A 22,807-nucleotide genomic window follows, 5' to 3' on the forward strand; every position below is an offset into this window, starting at 1 on the left:
TTTTCATTTTTTGATTTTCACCTAAAAAAAGAGGACAAAGCCTCAGGTGGCTCTCTCCTCTTTCAACTGTTAATGCCCCATGACACGACGCGGTTTTGATCCTTCAGACGGACCAATCAAACCATTTTCTTCTAACGCATCAATCAGTCGGGCGGCCCGGTTGTAGCCGATCCGATATTTTCGTTGAATCATCGAGGTGGATGCTGTCTCCTGTGTCAAGATGAACTGAACGACTTCATCGTATAACGGATCGTCGACTTCCGTCTCCCCTTCTGGAATATCTTTAGGAATCATAGCCTCGACATATTGTGCCTTTTGTTGGGAAATGACATGATTGACGATTGTTTCGACTTCTTCATCTGACAGGAATGCTCCCTGGACGCGAACCGGTTTATTCATTCCGTTCCCGAGCAATAACATGTCCCCTCGTCCGAGCAACTTGTCTGCCCCACTTGTATCAAGAATCGTCCGGGAATCCGTCCCACTGGAAACGCTGAAAGCAATCCGGGACGGGATGTTGGCCTTGATGACGCCGGTAATGATGTCGACACTTGGCCGTTGTGTCGCGATGACCATGTGGATCCCGGCTGCCCGCGCCATCTGAGCGAGCCGCATGATGGCATCTTCGACTTCATTTGAGGCAACCATCATCAAATCGGCTAACTCATCAACGATAACGACGATGTACGGCAGGCGTTGATGGACTTTTTCCTCTGCGTTCATCTTATCGATCAAGGCATTGTAGCCTTCGATATTCCGCGCCCCGTTCTGACTGAAGATTTCATACCGCCGTTCCATTTCCGAAACGACCTGTTTTAAAGCCTGTGCCGCTTTCTTCGGATCTGTCACGACAGGTGCGAGCAGATGGGGAATTCCGTTATAGACATTCAGTTCGACCATCTTCGGATCAATCATCATCAGCCGGACTTCATCTGGCCGGGCCCGCATTAAAATCGAAACAATCATTCCGTTGATACAAACAGATTTCCCGGAGCCGGTTGAACCGGCGACTAAGACATGCGGCATCTTATTCAGCTTCGCTGTGACCGTCTCACCGGAGATGCTTCGACCAAGCGCAACAAGTAAGCGATCCGGGTCTGCTTGAACGCTCTCCGCCCCTAAGACCTCTCGTAAAGAGACCATCGCGACTTCCCGGTTCGGCACTTCGATTCCGACGGCAGCTTTTCCGGGAATCGGTGCTTCAATCCGGATATCTTTTGCTGCGAGCGCAAGTGCCAAATCATCGGCCAGTCCGGTGATTCGACTCAGCTTGATACCTTGATCCGGTTCAATCTCATATTTCGTCACACTTGGCCCAAGATGGATTTTTAAGACTTTTGCTCCAATTCCAAACGACTTTAACGTAGCAATCAGTTTCGTCGCATTGTCTTTTAAGCGCTTGTTTTCCCCTGATAAGTCTTTTGTGACGGGTTCTGACAGTAAATCAAGCGACGGCAATTGATACCCGTCCGGTGTCTCCGTCATCGTCAGCGGTCCTTGTGGGTCTTTCGCTTGTGGTTCGACATGATCCGCAAATCCGATGATTGGTACATCTTGAAGATTGACCGGTGCTTCTTCCGGGACGAGTTCTTCGACGGCTTGTTTTTTCAATGTTTTCTTTTTAGCAACCGGTTGTTCTAGCGCTTCTGACTGGGTTGGTTTCTTTTTCTGAGGACGTTCTTTTGCTACTGTCTGTCGCTCGCGTTGCCGGAATTCCTGAATTCGTTCCTTGATCCCGAACGCCAGTTCACTGAAAAATGTCGGCTGAAGCAGATGAATTCCTGTCACCATCAGAAATAAACCGATCATAAATGCCCCAAAACTGGAGATATAATAAGAGGAACCTTGATACAGCCATGCATTCATGGCCCCACGCGGTTGACCAAGTAGCAAATCAATCCAGATTAAGCCACCTAAAATTAAGGAAGACCAGGCCCATTTGGCTACCCGTTCTTGGTTTGATAAGATCAGTAACAACATTCCGCCAATCAAACCGTACAGAAGGGAACCAAACTGTCCCACCTGATCTGTTGCGAATTGCGCCAGTACTTCACCGACACGTCCAAACTGTCCAAGTGCTAAAACGTACGCCAGCAATGAAAGAACCGCGATGATTGCTGCATATGTACGGTATTGGATCGGTTGACGCTGTTTTTTCGCGGGTGGCCGTTTTTTCGCCGGGATGCGCTTTCGTGGCGGTGTTTTCCGGACCGGTCCTTTTTTTGTTGTCGCCATCTTTCTCTGACCTCCTGATAAAAAAACGACTCAGCTGACCATCCATCGGCCTCCCTGAGTCGCTCCTTTTGTTAAATTTCCATGATGATCGGTAAAATCATCGGACGACGTTTCGTCTGTTCATACAAGTATGAACTTAACTTGTCACGAATCAATGATTTCATTTCTGTCCAGTCGAGCTCACCAGTCAATTTACCTTGCAGTTGCTTGGCAACGATACGGTTGGCTTCATTGATCATATCTTCGGATTCGCGCATATAAACGAATCCGCGGGAAATGATTTCTGGCCCGGAGACAATCGTTTTATTTTTTCGGCTGATGGTAATCACACAGAGGACAACACCGTCTTGTGACAACAGGCGACGATCACGTAAGACGATGTTTCCGACATCCCCGACACCAATTCCGTCAATCAGGACGTTTCCGGCGTTCACTTTACGTGACATCCGGGCTTTCCGTTTTTCAAACTCGACGACATCCCCGTTTTCGATGATGAAGATGTTGTTCGCATTGACACCAACCGTTTGTGCTAAACGGCTGTGTGCCTTTTGCATCCGGAACTCCCCGTGGATTGGAACGAAGAATTTCGGTTTAATCAAGTTCAGCATCAACTTCAAGTCTTCTGCGTGTCCGTGACCGGATACATGAACCTTCCGCTGATTGTAGATGACGTTCGCACCGGCGCGGAACAAGAGATCAATTGTTTTCGAAACGGATTTCTCGTTTCCGGGAATCGGTGACGCTGCAACGACAACGGTATCGTTTAAGCGGATGTTGACCTGCTTATGCGCGTTCCGTGCCATGCGTGTGAGAGCTGCCATCGGTTCACCTTGCGACCCCGTCGTTAAAATCACAACTTGATTATCATCAAGTCGATTGATTTCCGACAGTTCGACCAACGTTTTGTGTTTAAAGCGCAAGTAGTTCAAACGTTGAGCGACCTCCACGATATTGACCATGCTGCGACCGACAACCGCAACTTTCCGGTTGTTGGCTTCTGCCGCTGCAAAGACCTGTTGCAGACGGTGAACGTTTGATGCGAAGGAAGCTACGATGACGCGACCTGGTGCCTCATAGATGACATCGTTCAGTTCCGAACCGACCGTTGATTCTGAGCCGGACATACCAGGACGTTCGGCATTCGTCGAATCAGATAACAGACAGAGGACACCGCGCTGACCGATTGCGGCAATCTTCCCGAAATCAGCTTGTTTGCCGTCGACTGGTGTGTAGTCAAATTTAAAGTCTCCCGTATGGACAATCGCCCCTTGCGATGTTTGGATACATACCCCGACTGCATCCGGAATCGAGTGATTAACACGGAAGAACGTAATGAAGTGACCTGCTACGGTTAATTTCGTCTTGGCATCAATTGGACGAAGATCTGCCTTTTTCAATAAACCGGCTTCTTTTAATTTAATTTCAATCAAACCAAGCGTTAAACGTGTTCCATAAACCGGTACTTTTAAGTCCCGTAAGACATAACTGAGGGCACCAATGTGGTCCTCATGTCCATGAGTAATGAAAATCCCTTGAATCCGCTCTTTGTTTTCTTTTAAATAACTAATGTCTGGAATGACTTTATCGATTCCAAGCATCTCATCTCCTGGGAACATTAACCCGGCATCGATTACGAAGATGTCCTCGTCGAGTTCGACGACGTACATGTTCTTACCGATTTCACCGGCGCCACCAAGAGCAAAGACGCTTACTTTTTCCGTCTTTTTCTTTGACACGATATGACCTCCTATTTATATTCACTTTTCGTGAGCCGTCCACTTATCACTATCACTATTCTAGCCGAACTTTGCCATTCTGCCAACAACAGGGATGGTGAAAACGAAAAAAAACATCGTGTGACCACTCTTTCGGTCCACACGATGTTCGTTTTACGGATTCAACAGCTTCTCGATTTCCTCTGTTCGGTTTGCTTTTTCCTGTCTGCTCGGTTTCTCGCCTGCTTGAAGCTCGTTCAAGGAATAACCGAATGTCATCTCGAAGTGCGGATAATCGACAAATCGTTTCCAGTCGCCGCCCCATTCAAAGCCAAGCGCTTTCCCGACAGCAGCCACCTCACGCCAGTCACTTTTACCTGATTGATTTCCGTCGTATTCTAAATCGTAAGAAATATCTCCGTCTATCATTTGAACGAAGTCAATCGCTAAACCATAATTGTGCATCGATTCTCCGCCGCGCGCGTTGGTTACTACGTCTCCTGCTTGTGAGCGGCCTTGTTCATACAGTGCATCCTGCTGTTTTTTTGTCCGATATCCTTGTGTGATCCGGATATCAATGTTGTAGCAGGAATGACTGAGACGAATCAAATCCTCCGCACCGGTACGGACTGCCGGATGAAGTTGCTTCAATTGATTGGCACTGTCGTTAATGAGACGGTTCTCGCCGGCACGGTCTCGTGGACAACTTTCCAGCCCTAACTCCGGCTGATCCATCAAAATGCTTGGCATTCGATTAGTAGACGCGGCAAGAAAGGATCCGATGGCAAACATGACCAGCAGGAACAAAATCCAGATGAAGATTGTTCCCCGTTTCATTAGCGGCGTAACTTCTTCCGAATTTTTTGAAGAATCGGCAATCCTGTTTCAAGCAACAGATATAACGGCTTGTTCAGGACATAGTCGAACTCTCCGATTTTTTCAATCATTTCACTGCCCCAACCTGACTTAAAGGCATAGAGACCCGCATAATGATCGTCCGGATCCGTTGATCCACTCACACCGCCAAAGTCATATGAAATGGCTCCGTGCGCTTTCGCATGACGCATCATCGTCCATTGCATCAAGTGGTTCGGCATGAATTCACGGTATTCGTTTGACGAGGCACCGTATAGGTAATACGACCGGCGACCGGCAAGCGTCAACAAACCGCCTGAAAGAATCACTCCGTTTGGATGTTTTGCCGCAATCGCCATCAGTTCAGTTTTCGATTTCTCTGCCTTTTCAATCTGAGCAGTCGTCTGTTCGAGTCGATTATTCAAACTGTTGATTTTTTTTTCGACCGTTTCTTTTTCCAGCTGACGGTGGATTTTCGTTAACTCCTTATCTGCTTGTAATAAGGCTGCTTCCGTATTTTCAAGCGCCCGAACGACATCCAGTTTAGTTAAAAACAATGCCGCATCTCCAGTCGGACGAAGATGATCGTAAAGATTTTCAAAGTAATCGAGACCGCGAATCGAAAACCCATCACGTTCTCCTGTTTCGACCATCAGGTTCGCAAATGTTTTTAACTCTTCCCGCGATGCTTCGTAACAAACAATCCCTTTTCGTTCAGCCAAACGGACATTATAACGAAACTTGGAATGGAAACGGTCAAAGATTTCTTTTTCCGACCCTTCAAGACTCGTCTCCATCGTAAAGCGCGGTTGCGCATAATCAAATCCGCCTCCGAATCCGTTGTGCTTAAATCCGAGTTCCTTCATTTCTTGAAGCAAGTTTGGATATTCCGTCCGGTCGACGTTCGGATCGAGTTTAATCGTAATCGCTTTTCGTTTTTTTGCGACTCGAATCGCCGCATCCCGTAATGCCGCAACGGCTGACTGATCTGTATAATCAACGACAAATCCGCGTGGAGCATAACATAACGTAAACGGTAATTTCGGAACTTTTTTAAACAATAACAATGCGACCCCGACCAGCTGACCGGTTGACGTTCCGACCGCAATCCGTTCATGCGTCCAGCCAGTTGCTGCCTTGACGGATCCCCAAGCAGGTAACTGGAGAAGATCTCCTTTCGGGTGGGTTTTTACAAACTGTTCAAACTGCGCCTGTTCAATTTCAAGTTGTTGATAAGTCACTTCTTTTCCTCCAATTGGCGTATCATCTCTTTAACGAGTACCTCTTCGTCGAGGGGTGTCTTCTCATCCCCAATGATTTGATATTTTTCATGCCCTTTTCCTGCTAGAATAACGATGTTGTCCGGTCGAGCAAGACTCGCTGCGTAGCGGACTGCTTCTTCCCGGTCTCCGATTTCAACGAATTGATCGTGAAGCATCCCGGATGCGATTCCGGATGTGATGGACTCATACGATTCAAAACGGGGATCGTCCGTCGTGATGACGACTGTTCCCGCGTACGTTGAGGCAAGTTGTCCCATCATCGGCCGTTTGGTCACATCCCGATTTCCGCCTGTTCCAATTAAAAAGACGATATTTTCTTTTGGAACATCAACTAATGCTTTCAAACATTGTTCGATACCATCCGGCGTATGCGCATAGTCCACATAAATGTTGTAACCGTCAATCGGCAAACGTTGCATCCGACCTTTTGCCGGCTGAATCTGAGTGATCGCATTCGAAATCTCAGTTAAACTGTAGCCGATTGAAAGAAGGATGCCTGTGGCAAGCAGTAAGTTATAGACGTTGAATCGACCGATGAATTGAACAGTCAGTTCGACCGATTGTTCCTGATAAACCATCGTAAATGTTGTTTCCTGAAGCGTTTGTGTAATATTTGTAGCCATCAAGTCGGCCGATTGATCAATCCCGTATGTCATGACACGGGCACCCGTCATCATCTCAAATAACTGACTGATCTCATCATCTGCATTCAAGACTGCGACTTTTTTATCGGATAGCCGTTGCCCGAGTTGTGCAAAGAGCAATCCTTTTGCCCGTGCATAATTCTCGAATGTTTTATGGAAATCGAGATGATCGTGTGTCAGGTTCGTAAATCCAGCCACGTCAAAATCTGTTCCGGTCACCCGTCCGAGCTCCAATCCGTGTGAAGAGACTTCCATGATGACGTCTTCGACGCCTTCTTGGTGCATTTGATGGAAAAAGGCTTGCAGTTCCGAACTTTGAGGTGTCGTATTACGACTCGGGACGATCCGGTCACCAATTTTGACTTCGACGGTACCGATGATTCCCGTTTTCCGTCCCAACTGGGCCAAGACATCACGGACGATCGTCGTCGTCGTCGTTTTTCCGTTCGTTCCGGTGATTCCGATCATCCGCATCTTTTCAGAAGGATAATCATAAAACTTACCGGCAAGTTCTGCCATCGCCCGGGTCGTACTTCTGACAAGAATGACAGGAATCGTCACATCGAGCAAGCGTTCTGACACGATGGCGACAGCCCCCTGTGCTTCGGCCTGTTTGGCATAATCGTGTCCATCCACTGTATAACCTTTAATGGCGACAAATAACGTACCTGGCTTCACATCACGTGAATCGGTTGTTAAAGACGTCACGACTGCCTCTACCATACGTTCCGTTTTTTGAGTCTGAATGACTTCGATTAGTTCAGCTAAATTCAAGGGTATTCCTTCTTTCTCAACAACTTGTTTTTCAGTTACATGCTATTTCAGTGTAGGGTAAGGTTCACTCGGTTTCAAGGTCTGCCTCATCGATTTCCGGCAAGATGTAAGCTTTAGCCGGTGGTTCACTAAAGATATACGCAATCATTTCCTGAACGTTAGCAGGCGTAATCTGTTCCACTTCTGCCAGTACATCTTCTAGCGTCGGATGCATTCCTAAATGGAGTTCATTCCGGGCATTACGGTTCATATGACTGGATATACTCTCATTTCCTAAAATCAACGATCCTTTTAACTGCTCGATTCCATCTTCTAGCTCTTTCGTCGTCAGACCATGTTCGAGCAGTTGTTTGATTTCCGTTGAAAGAACGGTTTCAACTTCTTCCAGCGTTTCTTTTGATGTTCCGACATAAATCGTAAACGTGCCATGATCATCGAATGTCGTATAGTACGAAAAGACGGAATAGGCTAATCCACGGTCTTCGCGAATCGATTGGAACAGGCGGCTCGACATCGTCGCTCCGAACGCATTATTGAGTAAGGCTAACGTCGGCAAACGATCATCAGCAGAAGGGATTGCTCGGAAGTTATAACAAACATGGACTTGTTCCGTGTCTTTTTCTTTCCGCAACGTGTCACTTTTCAAAGTCGGTTCTTCAATTTGGCGGACGGTTTCACTTGTCCGCAGTGTACTGAACCGATTTTTAATTTGTGTAATCAATTCATCCGTCACATGCCCTGCAACCGAGATGACGATTTGTTCCGGTGCATATGCTTCCTGCAGGTACTCTACAATCATTTGACGGCTCAGTTGCTTGACGCTTTCTTCCGTACCGAGAATCGGTCGGGCCATGACGTCTTCCCCGTAAGCGGCCACTGCTAACAGTTCGTGCACCAAATCATCTGGTGTATCTTCGTACATTTTAATTTCTTCAATCACGACCCGCTTTTCTTTTTCCAGTTCCTCTTCGTCGAACGTCGACTCCAAAAACATGTCAGCGAGGACATCAAACGCCGTGATGGCATGTTCATCCAATGTCTTTACATAATAACAGGTCTGATCTTTACTCGTGAATGCATTAATATTACCACCCAAGCGGTCAAAATAAACGGCAATTTCTTTTGCCGATTGTTTTTTCGTCCCTTTAAACATCATGTGTTCAATCAAATGGCTGATGCCATGTTCTTCTTTGGTTTCCGTCCGGGAACCGGCTTTGATGAAAATACCGGTTGCTACACTCCGGGCATTCTCGATCCGTTCACTGACGATTCGAACCCCATTCTCTAATACAAGTCTTTCGACCATCGTTCATTCCTCCTTGAAATATGAAACAAGGTGGCCCGCGGTGCACGTATTCGCACCGTTGAGCCACCTTTGTTTTCATTAGTTACGACGCGGTGGACGTTGTCCGTCACGTGGTGGGCGAGATCCAGTATCCCGACGCGGCGGGCGGCTGTCACGCTCTGTTTTTTTCTTTTCATCGTATGCAGCACGATCTTCCGCACTCATACCTTCAACAAGCAATACTTTATGCGATGCATTGACACGTCCTTTGTCATCGACTTCTGTGACACGAACTTTCAATTTATCGCCTAATTTGACGACATCTTCAGTTTGGCCAACACGCTCAAGTGCTAATTCCGAGATGTGTACAAGAGCATCTTTTCCTTTGAATAGTTCAACGAAAGCACCGAATTTTTCGACGCGGCGAACTGTCCCGTCAAATTCTTCTCCGATGACGACTTCACGGACGATATCTTCAATCAACTGACGAGCACGATTGATGCCGTCTTGATCCGTTGACGCGATAAAGACTGTTCCGTCTTGATCGATATCGATTTTAACACCCGTCTCATCGATGATGCTGTTGATGACTTTACCGCCGGGTCCAATCACATCACGGATTTTATCCGGATTGATTTTCAATGTGACGATTTTCGGTGCATATTTAGACAACTCGACACGTGGTTCAGCAATGACTGAATTCATGTGTTCAAGGATGTGTAAACGACCGAGACGCGCTTGTTCAAGCGCCTCTTCTAAAATTTGACGCGTAATTCCGCCAATCTTCATATCCATTTGAAGAGCAGTCACTCCGTCTTTAGTTCCTGCGACTTTAAAGTCCATATCGCCGAGATGATCTTCCATCCCTTGAATGTCTGTCAGGATCGAATAGTTTTCGCCTTCTTTAATCAAGCCCATTGCAATTCCGGCGACCGGTGCTTTCAGCGGCACACCTGCATCCATCATCGCAAGGATTGATCCACAAATCGATGCCTGTGAAGACGAACCGTTTGATTCAAGAACTTCTGACACGAGACGAATCGTGTAAGGGAAATCTGTTTCTGATGGAAGAACTGGTAACAGTGCACGTTCCCCGAGTGCTCCGTGACCGATTTCACGACGACCCGGTGCACGCATCGGACGAGCTTCTCCGACTGAGAACGGCGGGAAGTTATAATGGTGCATGAAACGTTTTTCTGCTTTGAGTCCAAGTCCATCGATGATTTGCGCATCTCCTGCGACACCGAGCGTCGCAACAGACAAGACTTGTGTTTGACCACGTGTGAACAAACCTGAACCGTGTGCACGTGGTAACAATCCGATTTCCGAGTCAAGCGGACGGATTTCAGCAAGACCACGACCGTCTGGACGGACTTTGTCTTCTGTAATCAAACGACGTACTTCTGTTTTGACGAATTTGTTCAAGACACCCGATACTTCTGCCAATTGCGCTTCCGTAATCGAGTCATCTGCTGCGTACTGATCGATATATTTCGAAATGACTTCGTTGATGGCAAGATCGCGTGCTTGTTTTTCTTCGACTTGAACCGCCATCGTCACTTCTGCAAGTGCATCAGCTTTCAAACGGTTGACAAGTGTCTCGTCAAACGAAGAAACCGTATAGGCGAATTTCTCTTGACCAACGGCTGCGACGATTTCTTCTTGGAACGCAATCAATGTCTTGATGACATCATGTCCGAGAAGAATCGCTTCAAGCATCGCTTCTTCCGACACTTCTTTTGCTCCGGCTTCGACCATGTTGACCGCATGTTTCGTTCCGGCAACTTGAAGGTCGATATCACTTTCAGCTGCTTGACTCATTGTCGGGTTGATGATGAACTCACCGTTCACGCGACCAATCGTCACGCCGGCAATCGGACCATCAAATGGAATGTCTGAAATCGACAAGGCAATGGAAGCCCCGATCATCGCTGCGACTTCTGGTGAATTGTCTTCATCTGAAGATAAGACCGTCGTTGCAACTTGGATGTCATGACGGAATCCATCTGGGAACAAGGGACGGATCGGACGGTCAATCAAACGTGATGTCAAAATCGCGTTTTCGCCCGGACGTCCTTCACGTTTTAGGAAGCCACCCGGAATCTTACCTGCTGCATATAATTTTTCTTCATAGTTCACTGTTAATGGGAAGAAATCTAAGTCTTTCGGTTGTTTTGATGCTACGACCGTCGCAAGGACTGCCGTCTCACCGTAACGGATCAATGCTGCTCCGTTTGCTTGTTTGGCCAGTTGACCGATTTCAATTGTTAATGGACGTCCACCGAGTTCGGTCGAAAACGTCTGCTTTGTTTGTGACATGCACAAATCCCCTCTCACTTCTATCCGTTTTTTCATTCAAATCTAATTATGGATGTTCTTGCGCCAAATGTCCACGAATCGGCAAAAAAAAGAAGCAGGAGACGATGCTCCTGCTTCCTTGTTGATCTGTTCGGATTAGCGACGAAGACCAAGACGCTCGATCAATGAACGGTAACGTGAAACATCCTTGTTACGAAGGTATGTGAGCAAGTTACGGCGACGACCAACCATTTTCAAGAGACCACGACGTGAGTGGTGATCCTTTTTGTGTGTACGTAAGTGATCGTTTAAAGTTGTGATCTGTTCAGTTAAAACAGCAACTTGTACTTCCGGCGAACCAGTATCGCCTTGTTTCGTAGCATAAGCTTCGATAATTTCATTTTTACGTTCTTTAGTGAGTGCCATTGTCACTCCACCTCCATCTTTTGAATGACCGTATTGCCGAGCATCGGATGGTGAGACCTGATGCCAAGCCAACCGGCTGTACGTATTCGTACTGACTCATCATAACGAACCCGTCACCGTCTGTCAAACCGTTAGTGCCTGCATCGCGTGAATTTTATCTTGGGCAAGTTGATTTTTTAAACTCTCGATTCCATCGAATGCTTGTTCGTCCCGTAAGTAAGCCATCCATTCGAGCTTCAGTTCCTGTCCATATAAATCTTCGTCGAATGCGAGCAGGTGAGTTTCGATGCTGACTTCTCCCGTCTCATAAAACGTCGGTCTCCGTCCGATGTTCGTCATTGCCGGAAATTTCCGCCCATCCTCTAGATGAACGAACGTCGCATAGACACCTAGTTTCGGAATGACATAAGCAAATTCCGGGCGGATATTGGCGGTCGGAAATCCAATTTGGCGACCGCGGGCGTCGCCATGAATGACAATCCCTTTCGTTTGATACGGCTCACCTAACAACAGAGCTGCCTCTGCGACGGCGCCATCTGCGAGCAAACGACGAATTCGTGTCGAGCTGACCTTTTCATCGTCTGCTTGGTGTTCTGAAACGATCGTATGATCAAATCGTCCACGACTGTGGAAATCAAGCGTCGCCATTTTGCCGGCCCCGAACCGTCCATACGAATAATCAAATCCTGCAACAATGTGGCGTGCTCCGGCAGCAATTAAATAGTGGTCAACGAAGTCTTGTGGTGACAACTCTGAAAAGGCGACTGTGAATTCAATGACATACACCCGTTCAATGCCAAGTTGCGCCATCTTTTCGAGTTTTCGGTCCAGCGGTGTAATGTAGAGAATCTGTTCCGTTCCGTTACCAAGTACTTGTTTCGGATGAGGATCAAACGTCATGACCGCTACCGGCAGATGTAATTCGCGGCTTTTTTCAATTGCGGTTTGTAAAACACGTTGGTGTCCAAGATGTACGCCATCAAAAAAGCCGAGTGCAATAACAGCCGGGTCTTCTACTGGTTGTTCTGGATATGTTAAATGAATGATGTCCATTCCTGATCTCTCCGATCCTAATCGATTTGTAACATGACTTCTACGCGTCCCATATTGATTTCGGAATCAAGCCGATAGATTGCTAAAGGGATGCCCTCTTCATTATAGACAGTAAAGCGTTCAAATTCGACCGGAATGCCTGCTAACTTGGCACCATTCAAGACACGGGCCGCTGTCTCGGCGTCTACAGTCAACCGTGGCCACTTTTGAATGACTTGTTCAATCGGTAAAACGTACTGCATCCGCTCTTCCACCGTCTCACAGGCTTCAAGTGTTGCAAGTGTCACCGCTTCTGTTTCGGACATCGCACCCGAGCTTGTCCGGCGCAATTCACTCATATGGGCCGCATAACCTAACCGTTCACCGATTTCAACCGCAAGTGTCCGGATGTACGTGCCTTTTCCGCAGGCAATTTCGATTTGAAAACGGCAGACACCGTCTTCAAAAGTCAATTCAGATGTTCGGTCCAGTGTATCGATTTGAACGATTCGGGTCGGTCGTTCCACTTCGATGCCTTTACGGGCATATTCATATAATTTTTTCCCGTTTACTTTCACGGCCGAATAATAGGGCGGTGTCTGTTCCAGCTGTCCGGTCAGTTGATTGAGTATTTCATCGACTTGCTGCTCCGTAAATGCATCAGGTGGGACCGGCGTTTCCTGAACGGTTTCCCCGTGGGCATCTTCGGTTGTCGTCGCATAGCCAATCGTCACTTCTGCGACATACTTCTTCCCTTCGTCCGTAATGAAGCGCGCAAGCTTCGTTGCTCGTCCGAGACAAATCGGCAAGACACCTGTCACTTCCGGATCAAGCGTTCCGGTATGTCCGACTTTTTTTGTTTGAAAAAGGCGACGCAGTCGAAAAACACAATCGTGACTCGTCATACCTGCTGGTTTATCTAACGGTAATACTCCGATGGGTTCCATCCTTGTCCCTCCTAAAAAAGGACAACCACAGGTGTGGTTGCCCTTGTCTTGTTAATCCTTGTTCAAGTTCCGGAGCAATTCGTCGATCCGTGATCCGTACTCGACAGATGTATCGATCTCAAACAGCAATTCAGGTGTCTTCCGTAAACGGATCCGTGATCCGATTTCTTTACGCATGAACCCTTTTGACTTTTCAAGACCAACGCGCGCTTCTTCACGCACCGTTTCATCACCGAGCACCGAATAAAAGATCGTTGCTTGTTGTAAGTCACCTGTGACTTCAACACCGGTTACCGTCACCGCCTTGACACGCGGATCATTCACATCTTTAATCAACATTTGCGTAATTTCTTTACGCACCTGCTCTGCTACACGATTGGAACGTACGCTCATTCTATATCCCTCCAGTTCGGATTCTGATCCGTTCTGTTACTTGCGTTTAACTTCTTCCATGATGAACGCTTCGATGACATCGTCTACTTTGATATCGTCGTATCGTTCGATCTTGATTCCACACTCGTAACCGGCTGCTACTTCTTTGACATCGTCTTTGAAGCGGCGCAACGTATCGAGTTTTCCTTCATAAATAACGATGCTGTCACGAACAACACGAACACCTGCAGCACGTGTCAATTTACCTTCTGTGACATAACCACCGGCAATCGTTCCGACTTTCGAGACTTTGATGACGTCACGAACTTCAGCTTGACCAATGATTTTCTCAACGAATTCTGGGTCAAGAAGACCTTTCATCGCTTGTTCGATTTCTTCGATCGCATTGTAGATGATTTTGTGAAGACGAATCTCAACCTTCTCTTGGTCTGCCATCGATTTCGCGTTACCATCTGGACGGACGTTAAAGCCGATGATGATGGCGTTAGCTGCTGAAGCCAAGATGACATCACCTTCTGTGATGGCACCAACACCTGAGTGGACGATGTTGATCTTAGCACCTTCGACGTCGATTTTCTTGAGTGAACCGGCGAGGGCTTCGACTGAACCTTGAACGTCACCTTTGATGATGATGTTGAGGTCTTTGACTTCGCCTTCTTTGATCCGGTCGAAGAGATCTTCCAAACTGACTTTCGCTGAATCGCGGCGTTGTGCCTCGATTTCACGTTGGTAACGCGCTTCCCCGATTTGACGGGCTTTTTTCTCATCTTCAAACGCAAAGAATTGATCTCCGGCTTTTGGTACATCGTTCAAGCCTGTAATTTCGATTGGTGTCGACGGGCCAACCTCTTTGACACGGCGACCGATATCGTTGACCATTGCCCGAATCCGGCCGAACGTATGACCGACGACAATTGGATCTCCGACACGAAGTGTTCCGTGTTGGACGAGCAATGTCGCAACAGGTCCGCGTCCTTTATCGAGTTTCGCTTCGATGACCGTTCCGCGTCCGTGCATGTCCGGTGTAGATTTATATTCTTGGACTTCGGAGACAAGAAGAATCATCTCAAGCAACTCGTCGATTCCGTCTCCTTTAAGAGCTGAAACCGGTACGAAAATCGTGTCACCGCCCCAGTCCTCGGCTACGAGTTCGAACTCCGTCAATTCTTGTTTGACACGGTCTGGATTAGCGCCTTCTTTATCCATCTTGTTGACAGCAACGATGATTGGAACTCCGGCTGCTTTTGCGTGGCTGATCGCTTCTTCCGTTTGCGGCATGACGCCGTCATCTGCTGCGACAACGATGATGGCGATATCCGTGACATCTGCCCCACGTGCACGCATTGTTGTAAACGCGGCGTGACCTGGTGTATCGAGGAATGTAATTTTCTTTCCTTCGATTTCTACTTGGTAGGCACCGATATGCTGCGTAATTCCGCCGGCTTCGCCTGCTGTGACTTTTGTGTTTCGGATCGAGTCAAGCAATGTCGTTTTACCGTGGTCAACGTGTCCCATGATTGTAACGACCGGTGGACGTTCTGACAATTCGTAGTTATCGAGGTTCAGTTCATATGCATCGAAGTCTGTTTCATCGACTTTAACTGTTTTTTCGACTTCAAATCCGAAGTCAGATGCAAGCAATTCAACCGTCTCATCATCGAGATCTTGGTTAATGGTCGCCATAACGCCCATTCCCATCAATTTCATGATCAGTTCGTTTGGTTTTTTATCCATTTTTTCAGCCAATTCGCCGACTGTTAAGTTGTCTGCGTATTGAACGACGTTCGCCATTGCTTCTTCTTGCGCCCGACGTGCTGCTTTTCGTTGACTTGATTTTGAATTTGGGTCTGCTACTTCCAGTTTACGTGGTTCCACTTTTTTCTGTGGACGGCGTTTTCCACCGCGGTTATTGCGGTTTCCGAATTCCGGACGTCCGCCTTTTGTATTGCGTGATTGGTTCCCTGCTGGTTTGTTAGTTGTTCCTGGTCTGTTCGGTTTATTGTCTGATTTCACTTGTTTTGGAGCCTCCGTTTTTTGGACCCGATGTTTCTCGGGATTAAATACTTTGTCGAGTTGCTGTACTGTCTGTTCATCTAAAACCGCCATATGATTCTTAACGGGTTTTTCCAGCTTTTCGAGCTGGGCGATGACCTGCTTACTCGTTACATTCTGTTCTTTCGCGAATTCGTATACACGTTTACCCAAAAGATCCACCTCCAGTTAATCGTTCGAGAGGAGTTCCGTTAGCTTTTTCGCAAATCCGGCTTCGTTGACTGACACGACAACACGCGCGTCTTTCCCAAGTGCATGTCCAAGAATGTTTCGATCTCCGACTTCGATGTACGGAACACGATAACTTGTACATTTATCCGTCACTTTCTTACGCGTGGCAGCCCCCGCATCTGCTGCTAAGAGGACGAGTTTGGCTTGTCCCCCCCGTACTTCTTTCAGTACGAGTTCTTCTCCAGTCGTCACTTTCCGCGCTCGGTTCGCGAGACCAAGGAGCGATTCCCATTTACTCATGTGTACCTCCCGCGATCGCAAGCAATTGATCATATAACGCATCTGTTGTTTTGACTTTCAGATGGTGATCGAGTGTGCGCTTCTTTTTTGCTGTCGCAATGACAGTGGCATCTTTCGTCAAATAGGCGCCTCGCCCATTCATTTTACCATTAAGATCGACGACAACCTCACTGTCAGGTGTCCGGACGACCCGAATTAACTCTTTTTTAGGACGCATCTCTTGTGTGATGACACATTTGCGTAATGGTACCTTTTTTTGCACGAATTATTCCTCGCCTTCGACTTGGACCGTTTCCACGTCAACTGCTTCTGTTGCCGCAGGTTCGACTTTCATGAAGACATCTTTCAATTCCATCGATTCTGCTTCTGATTCGCTCTTGATGTCAATTTTCCATCCTGTTAACTTGGCAGCTAAACGGGCATTTTGACCACGTTTCCCGATCGCAAGTGACAATTGGAAGTCCGGTACGACGACGATTGTCGCTTTTGCCGGCTCATTGACATATACGGCGACGACTTGTGCTGGACTTAATGCATTGGCGACGTATTCTTTCGGATCATCTGAATAACGGACGATATCAATCTTTTCTCCGTTTAATTCGTTAACGATACGTTGGACACGCGCTCCTTTTTGACCGACACATGCACCGACAGGATCGATTTCGTCGGAAGCAACGGCAATCTTCGAACGGTCGCCGGCTTCACGTGCTACCGACTTCACTTCAACTTCGCCGCTGGCGATTTCAGGTACTTCGATTTCAAACAGACGTTTTAATAAACCTGGGTGTGTCCGCGATACAAGAATCGATGCGCCTGATCCCTTGACCATTGGATCGACTTTCGTTACGTATACTTTGATGTATTCCCGGATTCCGAAACGTTCATTCGGCATCTGTTCGTGTGTCGTCAGTACGGCTTCAATCCCCTCCAGGTTAACGTAAAGATTACGTGCATCCTGACGTTCAACCATTCCGGTCATGATTTCATCTTCCCGGTCGGCGAAATGATTGTAAATACGTTCCCGCTCTGCTTCGCGCATCTTTTGTGTGACGATTTGTTTCGCCGTTTGTGCTGCGACACGTCCGAAATCACCTGGTGTCACTTCGACTTTATGGAAATCACCGAGTTCATACGTTGGATCGATTTCGTGTGCTTCCTCGAGTGAAAGCTGTTCTTCCGGCTGTGTCAAACGTTCAACAACCTCTTTTAAGGCAAAGACACGGATATCTCCTGTCTGTTGGTCAAATTCGACTTTTACTGCCTCCGACTCTTTTCCAAAGTTGCGACGGTAAGCGGAAATCAATGCCTGTTCCAGCGCATCGATGATGATATTCTTATCAATCTCTTTTTCTTTAGCGATTTGTTCGATTGCTTCAAGTAACTGTGGTCCCATCGTTCTCTTCCTTTCCTTAGAACACTACCGCAAGCCGCGCCATCGCGATCTTGTTCACCGGTATTTCAATTTTCAATTTTCGTGTCTTCACACGGACTTCGAGTTCAAGCATTTCTTCAGAATAAGTCAGTAGTGTACCCTCAAATTCTGTCGCATCCTTGACGGGATCATGCGTCTTGATATAGACGTGTTTGCCAATCGCCTTTTCGAAATCCTCGGTTTTTTTGAGTGGTCGTTCAGCACCTGGACTCGCAACATCTAAATAGTAGGGTTCGTCAATCGGATCATCTTGATTCAATGCTTCCGATAACTTTTCATTGATGTTGACACAGTCTTCCAGGTCAACGCCACCTTCTTTATCGATGGAGACACGTAGGAACCAATCCGCCCCCTCTTTGACGAATTCGACGTCGACAAGCTCCATCCCCTCTCGTTCTACGATCGGTTTAGCGAGTTGTTCGACCTTCTCAGTTACGTTCGTCATCTTCATCCTCCTTCAAAAAACAAACAAGAAAGGAGCAGGTCCCCCTACTCCTTCCAAGTCGTAGTATAAAAAACATTTCCTCACTCAATATAGCATAATGCACCTTCTTAAGCAAGCATCCGCAAGGCTTTAGAGGTCAAATAACGAGAGTTGGTTCTCATCCGGAAGACCTTCCAGACAACCGAGATTATCCAGCGTTTCGATAATCGACTTCGAGAGTTTCGCCCGTTTTTGCAAATCTTCCTTCGACAGGAACTCACCGCCTTTTCGGGCTTCGACGATTTGTTTCGCCGCGTTCGTTCCAAGACCGGTGACAGCATCGAACGGCGGCAGTAGCGAATCTCCATCAATCAGAAACTCGGATGCACTCGATTTATACAAATCGACTTTGCTGAAGGTAAAGCCCCGTTCAATCATTTCAAGCGCAATCTCAAGCACGGTGTACAGCCCCTTGTCTTTCGCCGTTGCTTCAAATCCTTTATCTTTGATATCCTGCAATACTTTGCGGATCGCTGCCGATCCCTTGTTCATCGCCCCGATATCAAAATCACCGGCACGAACCGTGAAGTAAGAGGCATAATAGTACATCGGATGATGGACTTTATAATAAGCAATCCGGACGGCCATCAACACATAGGCCGCGGCGTGGGCTTTCGGGAACATGTACTTGATTTTTTTACACGAATCGATATACCAAAGCGGTACATGATTTTCAATCATCGCCTCTTCCATCTCAATTGAAAGACCTTTCCCTTTACGGACCGATTCCATGATTTTAAAGGCAAGTGACGGTTCAAGACCCGCGTAAATCAAATAGACCATGATATCATCCCGGCAACCGATGACGTCTTTCAGTTCACATGTTCCGTTATAAATCAGCTCACTGGCATTACCGAGCCAGACATCCGTGCCGTGAGACAGACCGGAAATCTGGACAAGTTCTGAAAAAGTCGTCGGTTTTGTTTCTTCAAGCATCTGTCGGACAAATTTTGTCCCAAACTCTGGAATCCCAAGCGTCCCGGTTTTCGAATCAATCTGTTCCGGTGTCACGCCAATCGATTCTGTCGAACTGAAAATCTTCATGACCTCTGCATCATCGACGGGAATCGTTTTCGGATCGCGTCCCGACAAATCTTGCAACATCCGAATCATCGTCGGATCATCATGTCCGAGGATATCCAGTTTCAATAAGTTATCGTGGATCGAATGGAAATCAAAGTGGGTCGTTTTCCACTCGGACCCCATGTCATCCGCCGGGAATTGAATCGGACTGATATCATAAATGTCCATATAATCCGGAACAACGATGATCCCACCCGGATGCTGACCCGTCGTCCGTTTGACACCGGTCACACCGCTGACGAGCCGGTCGACTTCAGCATTCCGGTAGTTTAAATCATTTTCAGACTGATATCCTTTGACGTAGCCGTAAGCCGTTTTCTCGGCAATCGTACCAATTGTCCCGGCTCGGTACACATAGTCGTCACCAAACAAGACTTTTGTATAGGCGTGGGCTTTTGGCTGGTATTCTCCACTGAAGTTTAAATCAATATCCGGTACTTTATCCCCTTTGAATCCAAGGAACGTCTCAAACGGAATATCGTGCCCGTCTTTGATTAACGGCACGTCACACGTCTTACACGTTTTATCCGGTAAGTCGAATCCAGAACCAACCGATCCATCATCAAAGAATTCCGACTCCTTACAATTCGGACAGACGTAATGCGGTGGTAACGGATTGACTTCCGTGATTTCCGTCATCGTCGCGACGAGGCTCGAACCGACCGATCCCCGGGATCCGACGAGATATCCATCATCGAGTGATTTTTTTACGAGCTTGTGCGAAATCAGATAAATGACGGCAAATCCGTGACCGATAATCGATTTGAGTTCCTTTTCGAGCCGTGCTTCGACGATTTCCGGCAGGACATCGCCGTAAATGCGATGCGCCATGTCATACGACAACGACCGGACCTCTTCATCCGCGCCTTCAATTTTAGGCGTGAACAAATCTTTTGGAATGATATCAATATTTTCAAACCAGCCGGCGATTTTCTGACTATTGATGATGACAAGCCGCTCCGACAGTTCCGGTCCTAAAAATTTAAAATCACTCATCATTTCTTGTGTCGTCCGGAAATGGGCCGGCGGCAATTGTTTACGCATATTCAGCATGTTGGCGCCGCCCTGCGTCCGAATCAACACTTCCCGATAGGTGGCGTCATGTGTGTCCAGATAATGCACATTGCCCGTCGCTACCGGCAGAATATCGTTTTCTTCCGCGACCCGGATGACCTTTTTGATCAAATCCCGCAGTTCCAACTCATTTTGAACGATTTCCCGTTCGATTAAATGACCGTACATCGCAGGTGGCTGAATTTCGATGAAATCATAAAAACGCATGACCTTCGCCAAATCTTCATCTGATTTATTAAGGGCTGCATCAAACACTTCCCCGTTGTCACAGGCCGAACCTATGATCAAACCGTCCCGGTGCGCAACGAGTTGCGAACGCGGTGTCCGGACGACACGGTGGACGTGTTTCGTATGCGCCAGCGAAATCAGCTGATACAAGTTTTTCAGACCTGTCCGGTTTTTGGCATAGACCGTCGCATGATACGGACGTGCCCGTGAAATATCTTTTCCCATCTCCCGGTTAAGCGAAAGGTGAGTCTTCATATTAAACATCTCGTCCGCCATTTGCAGTAGTTTGAGCATCAAATAGCCGGTCGCTTCCGCATCGTAAATCGCCCGGTGATGCTGGGTCAATTCAATATCAAATCGTTTCGCGAGCGTATTCAAACGGTGATTTTTAAGACTCGGCATCAGGACACGCGCGAGTTCGAGCGTATCGATGACGGGTAAAGTCGATTCATCATGGTTACCGGACCGTAATGTGGCATTTAAGAACCCGATATCAAAGGAAGCATTGTGGGCAACGAGAATCGAATCCCCCGCCCAGTCCATGAATTCCTTGACGACTTGTTCCGGGTCCGGTTTTCCGCGGACCATCTCATCGGTAATTCCCGTTAAATCAATCGTTGTCGCTGACAAGAGATGTTTTGGATCAGCAAACGCTTCGAACTTGTCGATGATGTCTCCATCGTAAATCTTAACAGCGGCTAACTCGATGATTTTGTTATACATCGCAGACAATCCGGTGGTCTCGACGTCAAAAACGACAAACGTTGCTTTTTCCAAGTCCTGATCGACCGGATGATACGCGACCTGAACCCCGTCGTTGACGACGTTCGCTTCAATCCCGTATAACACCTTGATGTTGTTTTTCTTTCCGGCATAATACGCATCCGGGAAGCTTTGCGCCCCCGCGTGATCAGTGATGGCGACTGCCGGGTGCCCCCAGGCAGCTGCTCGCTCCACATATTTCGTCACGTTCATGACAGCATCCATCTGACTCATTTGGGAATGGGCATGTAACTCGACCCGTTTCTCACCCGCCCATGGATCGGCCGGCAGTTCCATTTTGACTTCGGACAACTGGGCGATCATCATACACAAGTCACGCAAGAACGTATCAAATTCGACACGGCCCGCTACTTGAATCCACATGCCTTTTTTGATAGCCGACAGGATTTTGACATCGGTCTCGTCACGGGCAAACATTTTGACGACCAAAGAATCCGTATAGTCGGTCAGTTTAAATGTAAAGATTGTTTTTCCGCTGCGGAGTTCCCGACTTTCTGCCGCAAAAACAAGTCCCCGGATTGCAATCCGGCGTTCTTCATCTTGAATCGTCTTAATCGGTACCACTTCGTCTTGAATCGGTTTTCCAATCCGGATATCAATTGGTCCTTCGTCATCGTCACGGGATTGTTCCCGTTTGAATTGAAGTTCAAGCATTCGTTTTGCTTCATCAATATCCTCCTGTTTAACCTGATTCCGTAATTCTTCCTGCTCAGTTTGATCCATCTGGACGACCGGTTCACACACAAATTTCGGGAACCCGTATGCCCCGTATAATAATTGCATTTCACCGCAAAGATCATTTTTCAGGAATCCGGCTTCCGGTTCACTTCGAACCGGAATAAATAGTTTATTGTCCCGGTACTCCGGCAAAACACGGCTTAGATGACTCCGCATCGCTGACGAGGCATCAGCCAAATCCTCGACGATATACGGCCAGTAATCAATAAATAGTTTAGCGTCGGGACGTTGCTCGGATTCAAGCAGTAATTTGACCTCCGCAAACTGTTGGTAACGGCTTTTCAGCCGACTGTAAAACATCTGATAAACGTTTTGAGGTAAGACCTGTAGCAGTCGGATATGGAAAGTCCATGTCGCGGTTGCTTTTTGGACCCGTAATTTTTCAAGTGAAGCATCTGTAAAAAATTCTTCAACGATGCCGGTTGGTAATTCTAAATCGCTCATCAAGAGCGACATGCGTTGTTGTGTATCCACTCGCATTTGTGCTGTCGTTGTTGCTTCACACCATGACAGCCACTCCTCCTCCTCTTGCAGATTGCCCAAGGGGCGAATGGGTGTGAGACAAGAAAACAGTC

At 47.3% G+C, this 22,807-nt stretch carries 17 protein-coding genes; all 17 read right to left on the reverse strand.

What is annotated here, in order from left to right:
- Nucleotides 1–69 precede the first annotated feature (69 nt).
- On the reverse strand, nucleotides 70–2,235 hold the full coding sequence (locus tag HNY42_RS10920; protein WP_131502557.1) for a DNA translocase FtsK: 2,166 nt from the start codon (nucleotides 2,233–2,235) through the stop codon (nucleotides 70–72).
- A 71-nt stretch (nucleotides 2,236–2,306) separates the two neighbouring features.
- Nucleotides 2,307–3,971 (reverse strand): ribonuclease J, encoded by a 1,665-nt coding sequence (locus tag HNY42_RS10925; protein ID WP_188004494.1) that lies wholly within the window; start codon nucleotides 3,969–3,971, stop codon nucleotides 2,307–2,309.
- A 153-nt stretch (nucleotides 3,972–4,124) separates the two neighbouring features.
- Nucleotides 4,125–4,787, reverse strand: coding sequence for a M15 family metallopeptidase (locus HNY42_RS10930; protein WP_114595532.1), 663 nt, complete (start codon nucleotides 4,785–4,787; stop codon nucleotides 4,125–4,127).
- Nucleotides 4,787–6,046 carry a lipid II:glycine glycyltransferase FemX gene (locus HNY42_RS10935; protein WP_131502559.1) on the reverse strand — a complete coding sequence of 420 codons (1,260 nt, stop codon included), beginning with the start codon at nucleotides 6,044–6,046 and terminating at the stop codon, nucleotides 4,787–4,789. The genes HNY42_RS10930 and HNY42_RS10935 overlap by 1 nt, the downstream gene beginning before the upstream one ends.
- Complete coding sequence (locus HNY42_RS10940) at nucleotides 6,043–7,506, reverse strand: UDP-N-acetylmuramoyl-L-alanyl-D-glutamate--2,6-diaminopimelate ligase (protein WP_188004495.1); 1,464 nt, start codon at nucleotides 7,504–7,506, stop codon at nucleotides 6,043–6,045. The genes HNY42_RS10935 and HNY42_RS10940 overlap by 4 nt, the downstream gene beginning before the upstream one ends.
- A gap of 64 nt (nucleotides 7,507–7,570) precedes the next feature.
- On the reverse strand, nucleotides 7,571–8,812 hold the full coding sequence (locus tag HNY42_RS10945) for a M16 family metallopeptidase (protein WP_188004496.1): 1,242 nt from the start codon (nucleotides 8,810–8,812) through the stop codon (nucleotides 7,571–7,573).
- Between the two features lie 78 nt (nucleotides 8,813–8,890).
- Complete coding sequence (gene pnp / locus HNY42_RS10950; RefSeq protein ID WP_131972525.1) at nucleotides 8,891–11,110, reverse strand: polyribonucleotide nucleotidyltransferase; 2,220 nt, start codon at nucleotides 11,108–11,110, stop codon at nucleotides 8,891–8,893.
- A gap of 135 nt (nucleotides 11,111–11,245) precedes the next feature.
- Nucleotides 11,246–11,515, reverse strand: a complete 270-nt coding sequence (gene rpsO, locus HNY42_RS10955) for a 30S ribosomal protein S15 (protein ID WP_012370703.1) — start codon at nucleotides 11,513–11,515, stop codon at nucleotides 11,246–11,248.
- A gap of 123 nt (nucleotides 11,516–11,638) precedes the next feature.
- Nucleotides 11,639–12,568, reverse strand: coding sequence for a bifunctional riboflavin kinase/FAD synthetase (locus HNY42_RS10960; protein WP_188004497.1), 930 nt, complete (start codon nucleotides 12,566–12,568; stop codon nucleotides 11,639–11,641).
- 17 nt (nucleotides 12,569–12,585) lie between these two features.
- Nucleotides 12,586–13,494, reverse strand: a complete 909-nt coding sequence (gene truB / locus HNY42_RS10965; RefSeq protein WP_188004498.1) for a tRNA pseudouridine(55) synthase TruB — start codon at nucleotides 13,492–13,494, stop codon at nucleotides 12,586–12,588.
- Nucleotides 13,495–13,545: 51 nt separating this feature from the next.
- Nucleotides 13,546–13,887, reverse strand: coding sequence for a 30S ribosome-binding factor RbfA (gene rbfA, locus HNY42_RS10970; RefSeq protein ID WP_012370706.1), 342 nt, complete (start codon nucleotides 13,885–13,887; stop codon nucleotides 13,546–13,548).
- Nucleotides 13,888–13,923: 36 nt separating this feature from the next.
- Nucleotides 13,924–16,092: a translation initiation factor IF-2 gene (gene infB, locus HNY42_RS10975; RefSeq protein WP_026828043.1), complete on the reverse strand. Its 2,169-nt coding sequence runs from the start codon at nucleotides 16,090–16,092 to the stop codon at nucleotides 13,924–13,926.
- Between the two features lie 15 nt (nucleotides 16,093–16,107).
- Entirely contained in the window at nucleotides 16,108–16,410 is a 303-nt protein-coding gene (locus HNY42_RS10980; protein WP_012370708.1) for a YlxQ family RNA-binding protein, read from the reverse strand.
- A complete protein-coding gene (gene rnpM, locus HNY42_RS10985) occupies nucleotides 16,403–16,672 on the reverse strand; it encodes an RNase P modulator RnpM (RefSeq protein ID WP_012370709.1) in 270 nt (89 codons plus the stop codon). The genes HNY42_RS10980 and rnpM overlap by 8 nt, the downstream gene beginning before the upstream one ends.
- Nucleotides 16,673–16,675: 3 nt before the next feature.
- The gene (gene nusA, locus HNY42_RS10990) at nucleotides 16,676–17,803 is read right to left on the reverse strand and encodes a transcription termination factor NusA (RefSeq protein WP_131502565.1); all 1,128 of its coding nucleotides are present in this window, start codon (nucleotides 17,801–17,803) and stop codon (nucleotides 16,676–16,678) included.
- Between the two features lie 16 nt (nucleotides 17,804–17,819).
- The gene (rimP, locus tag HNY42_RS10995; protein ID WP_114595525.1) at nucleotides 17,820–18,287 is read right to left on the reverse strand and encodes a ribosome maturation factor RimP; all 468 of its coding nucleotides are present in this window, start codon (nucleotides 18,285–18,287) and stop codon (nucleotides 17,820–17,822) included.
- A 129-nt stretch (nucleotides 18,288–18,416) separates the two neighbouring features.
- Nucleotides 18,417–22,712, reverse strand: a complete 4,296-nt coding sequence (locus tag HNY42_RS11000; RefSeq protein ID WP_188004499.1) for a PolC-type DNA polymerase III — start codon at nucleotides 22,710–22,712, stop codon at nucleotides 18,417–18,419.
- Between the last annotated feature and the right edge of the window lie 95 nt (nucleotides 22,713–22,807).

The sequence above is a fragment of the Exiguobacterium sp. Helios genome (assembly GCF_014524545.1).
Classification (GTDB): domain Bacteria; phylum Bacillota; class Bacilli; order Exiguobacteriales; family Exiguobacteriaceae; genus Exiguobacterium_A.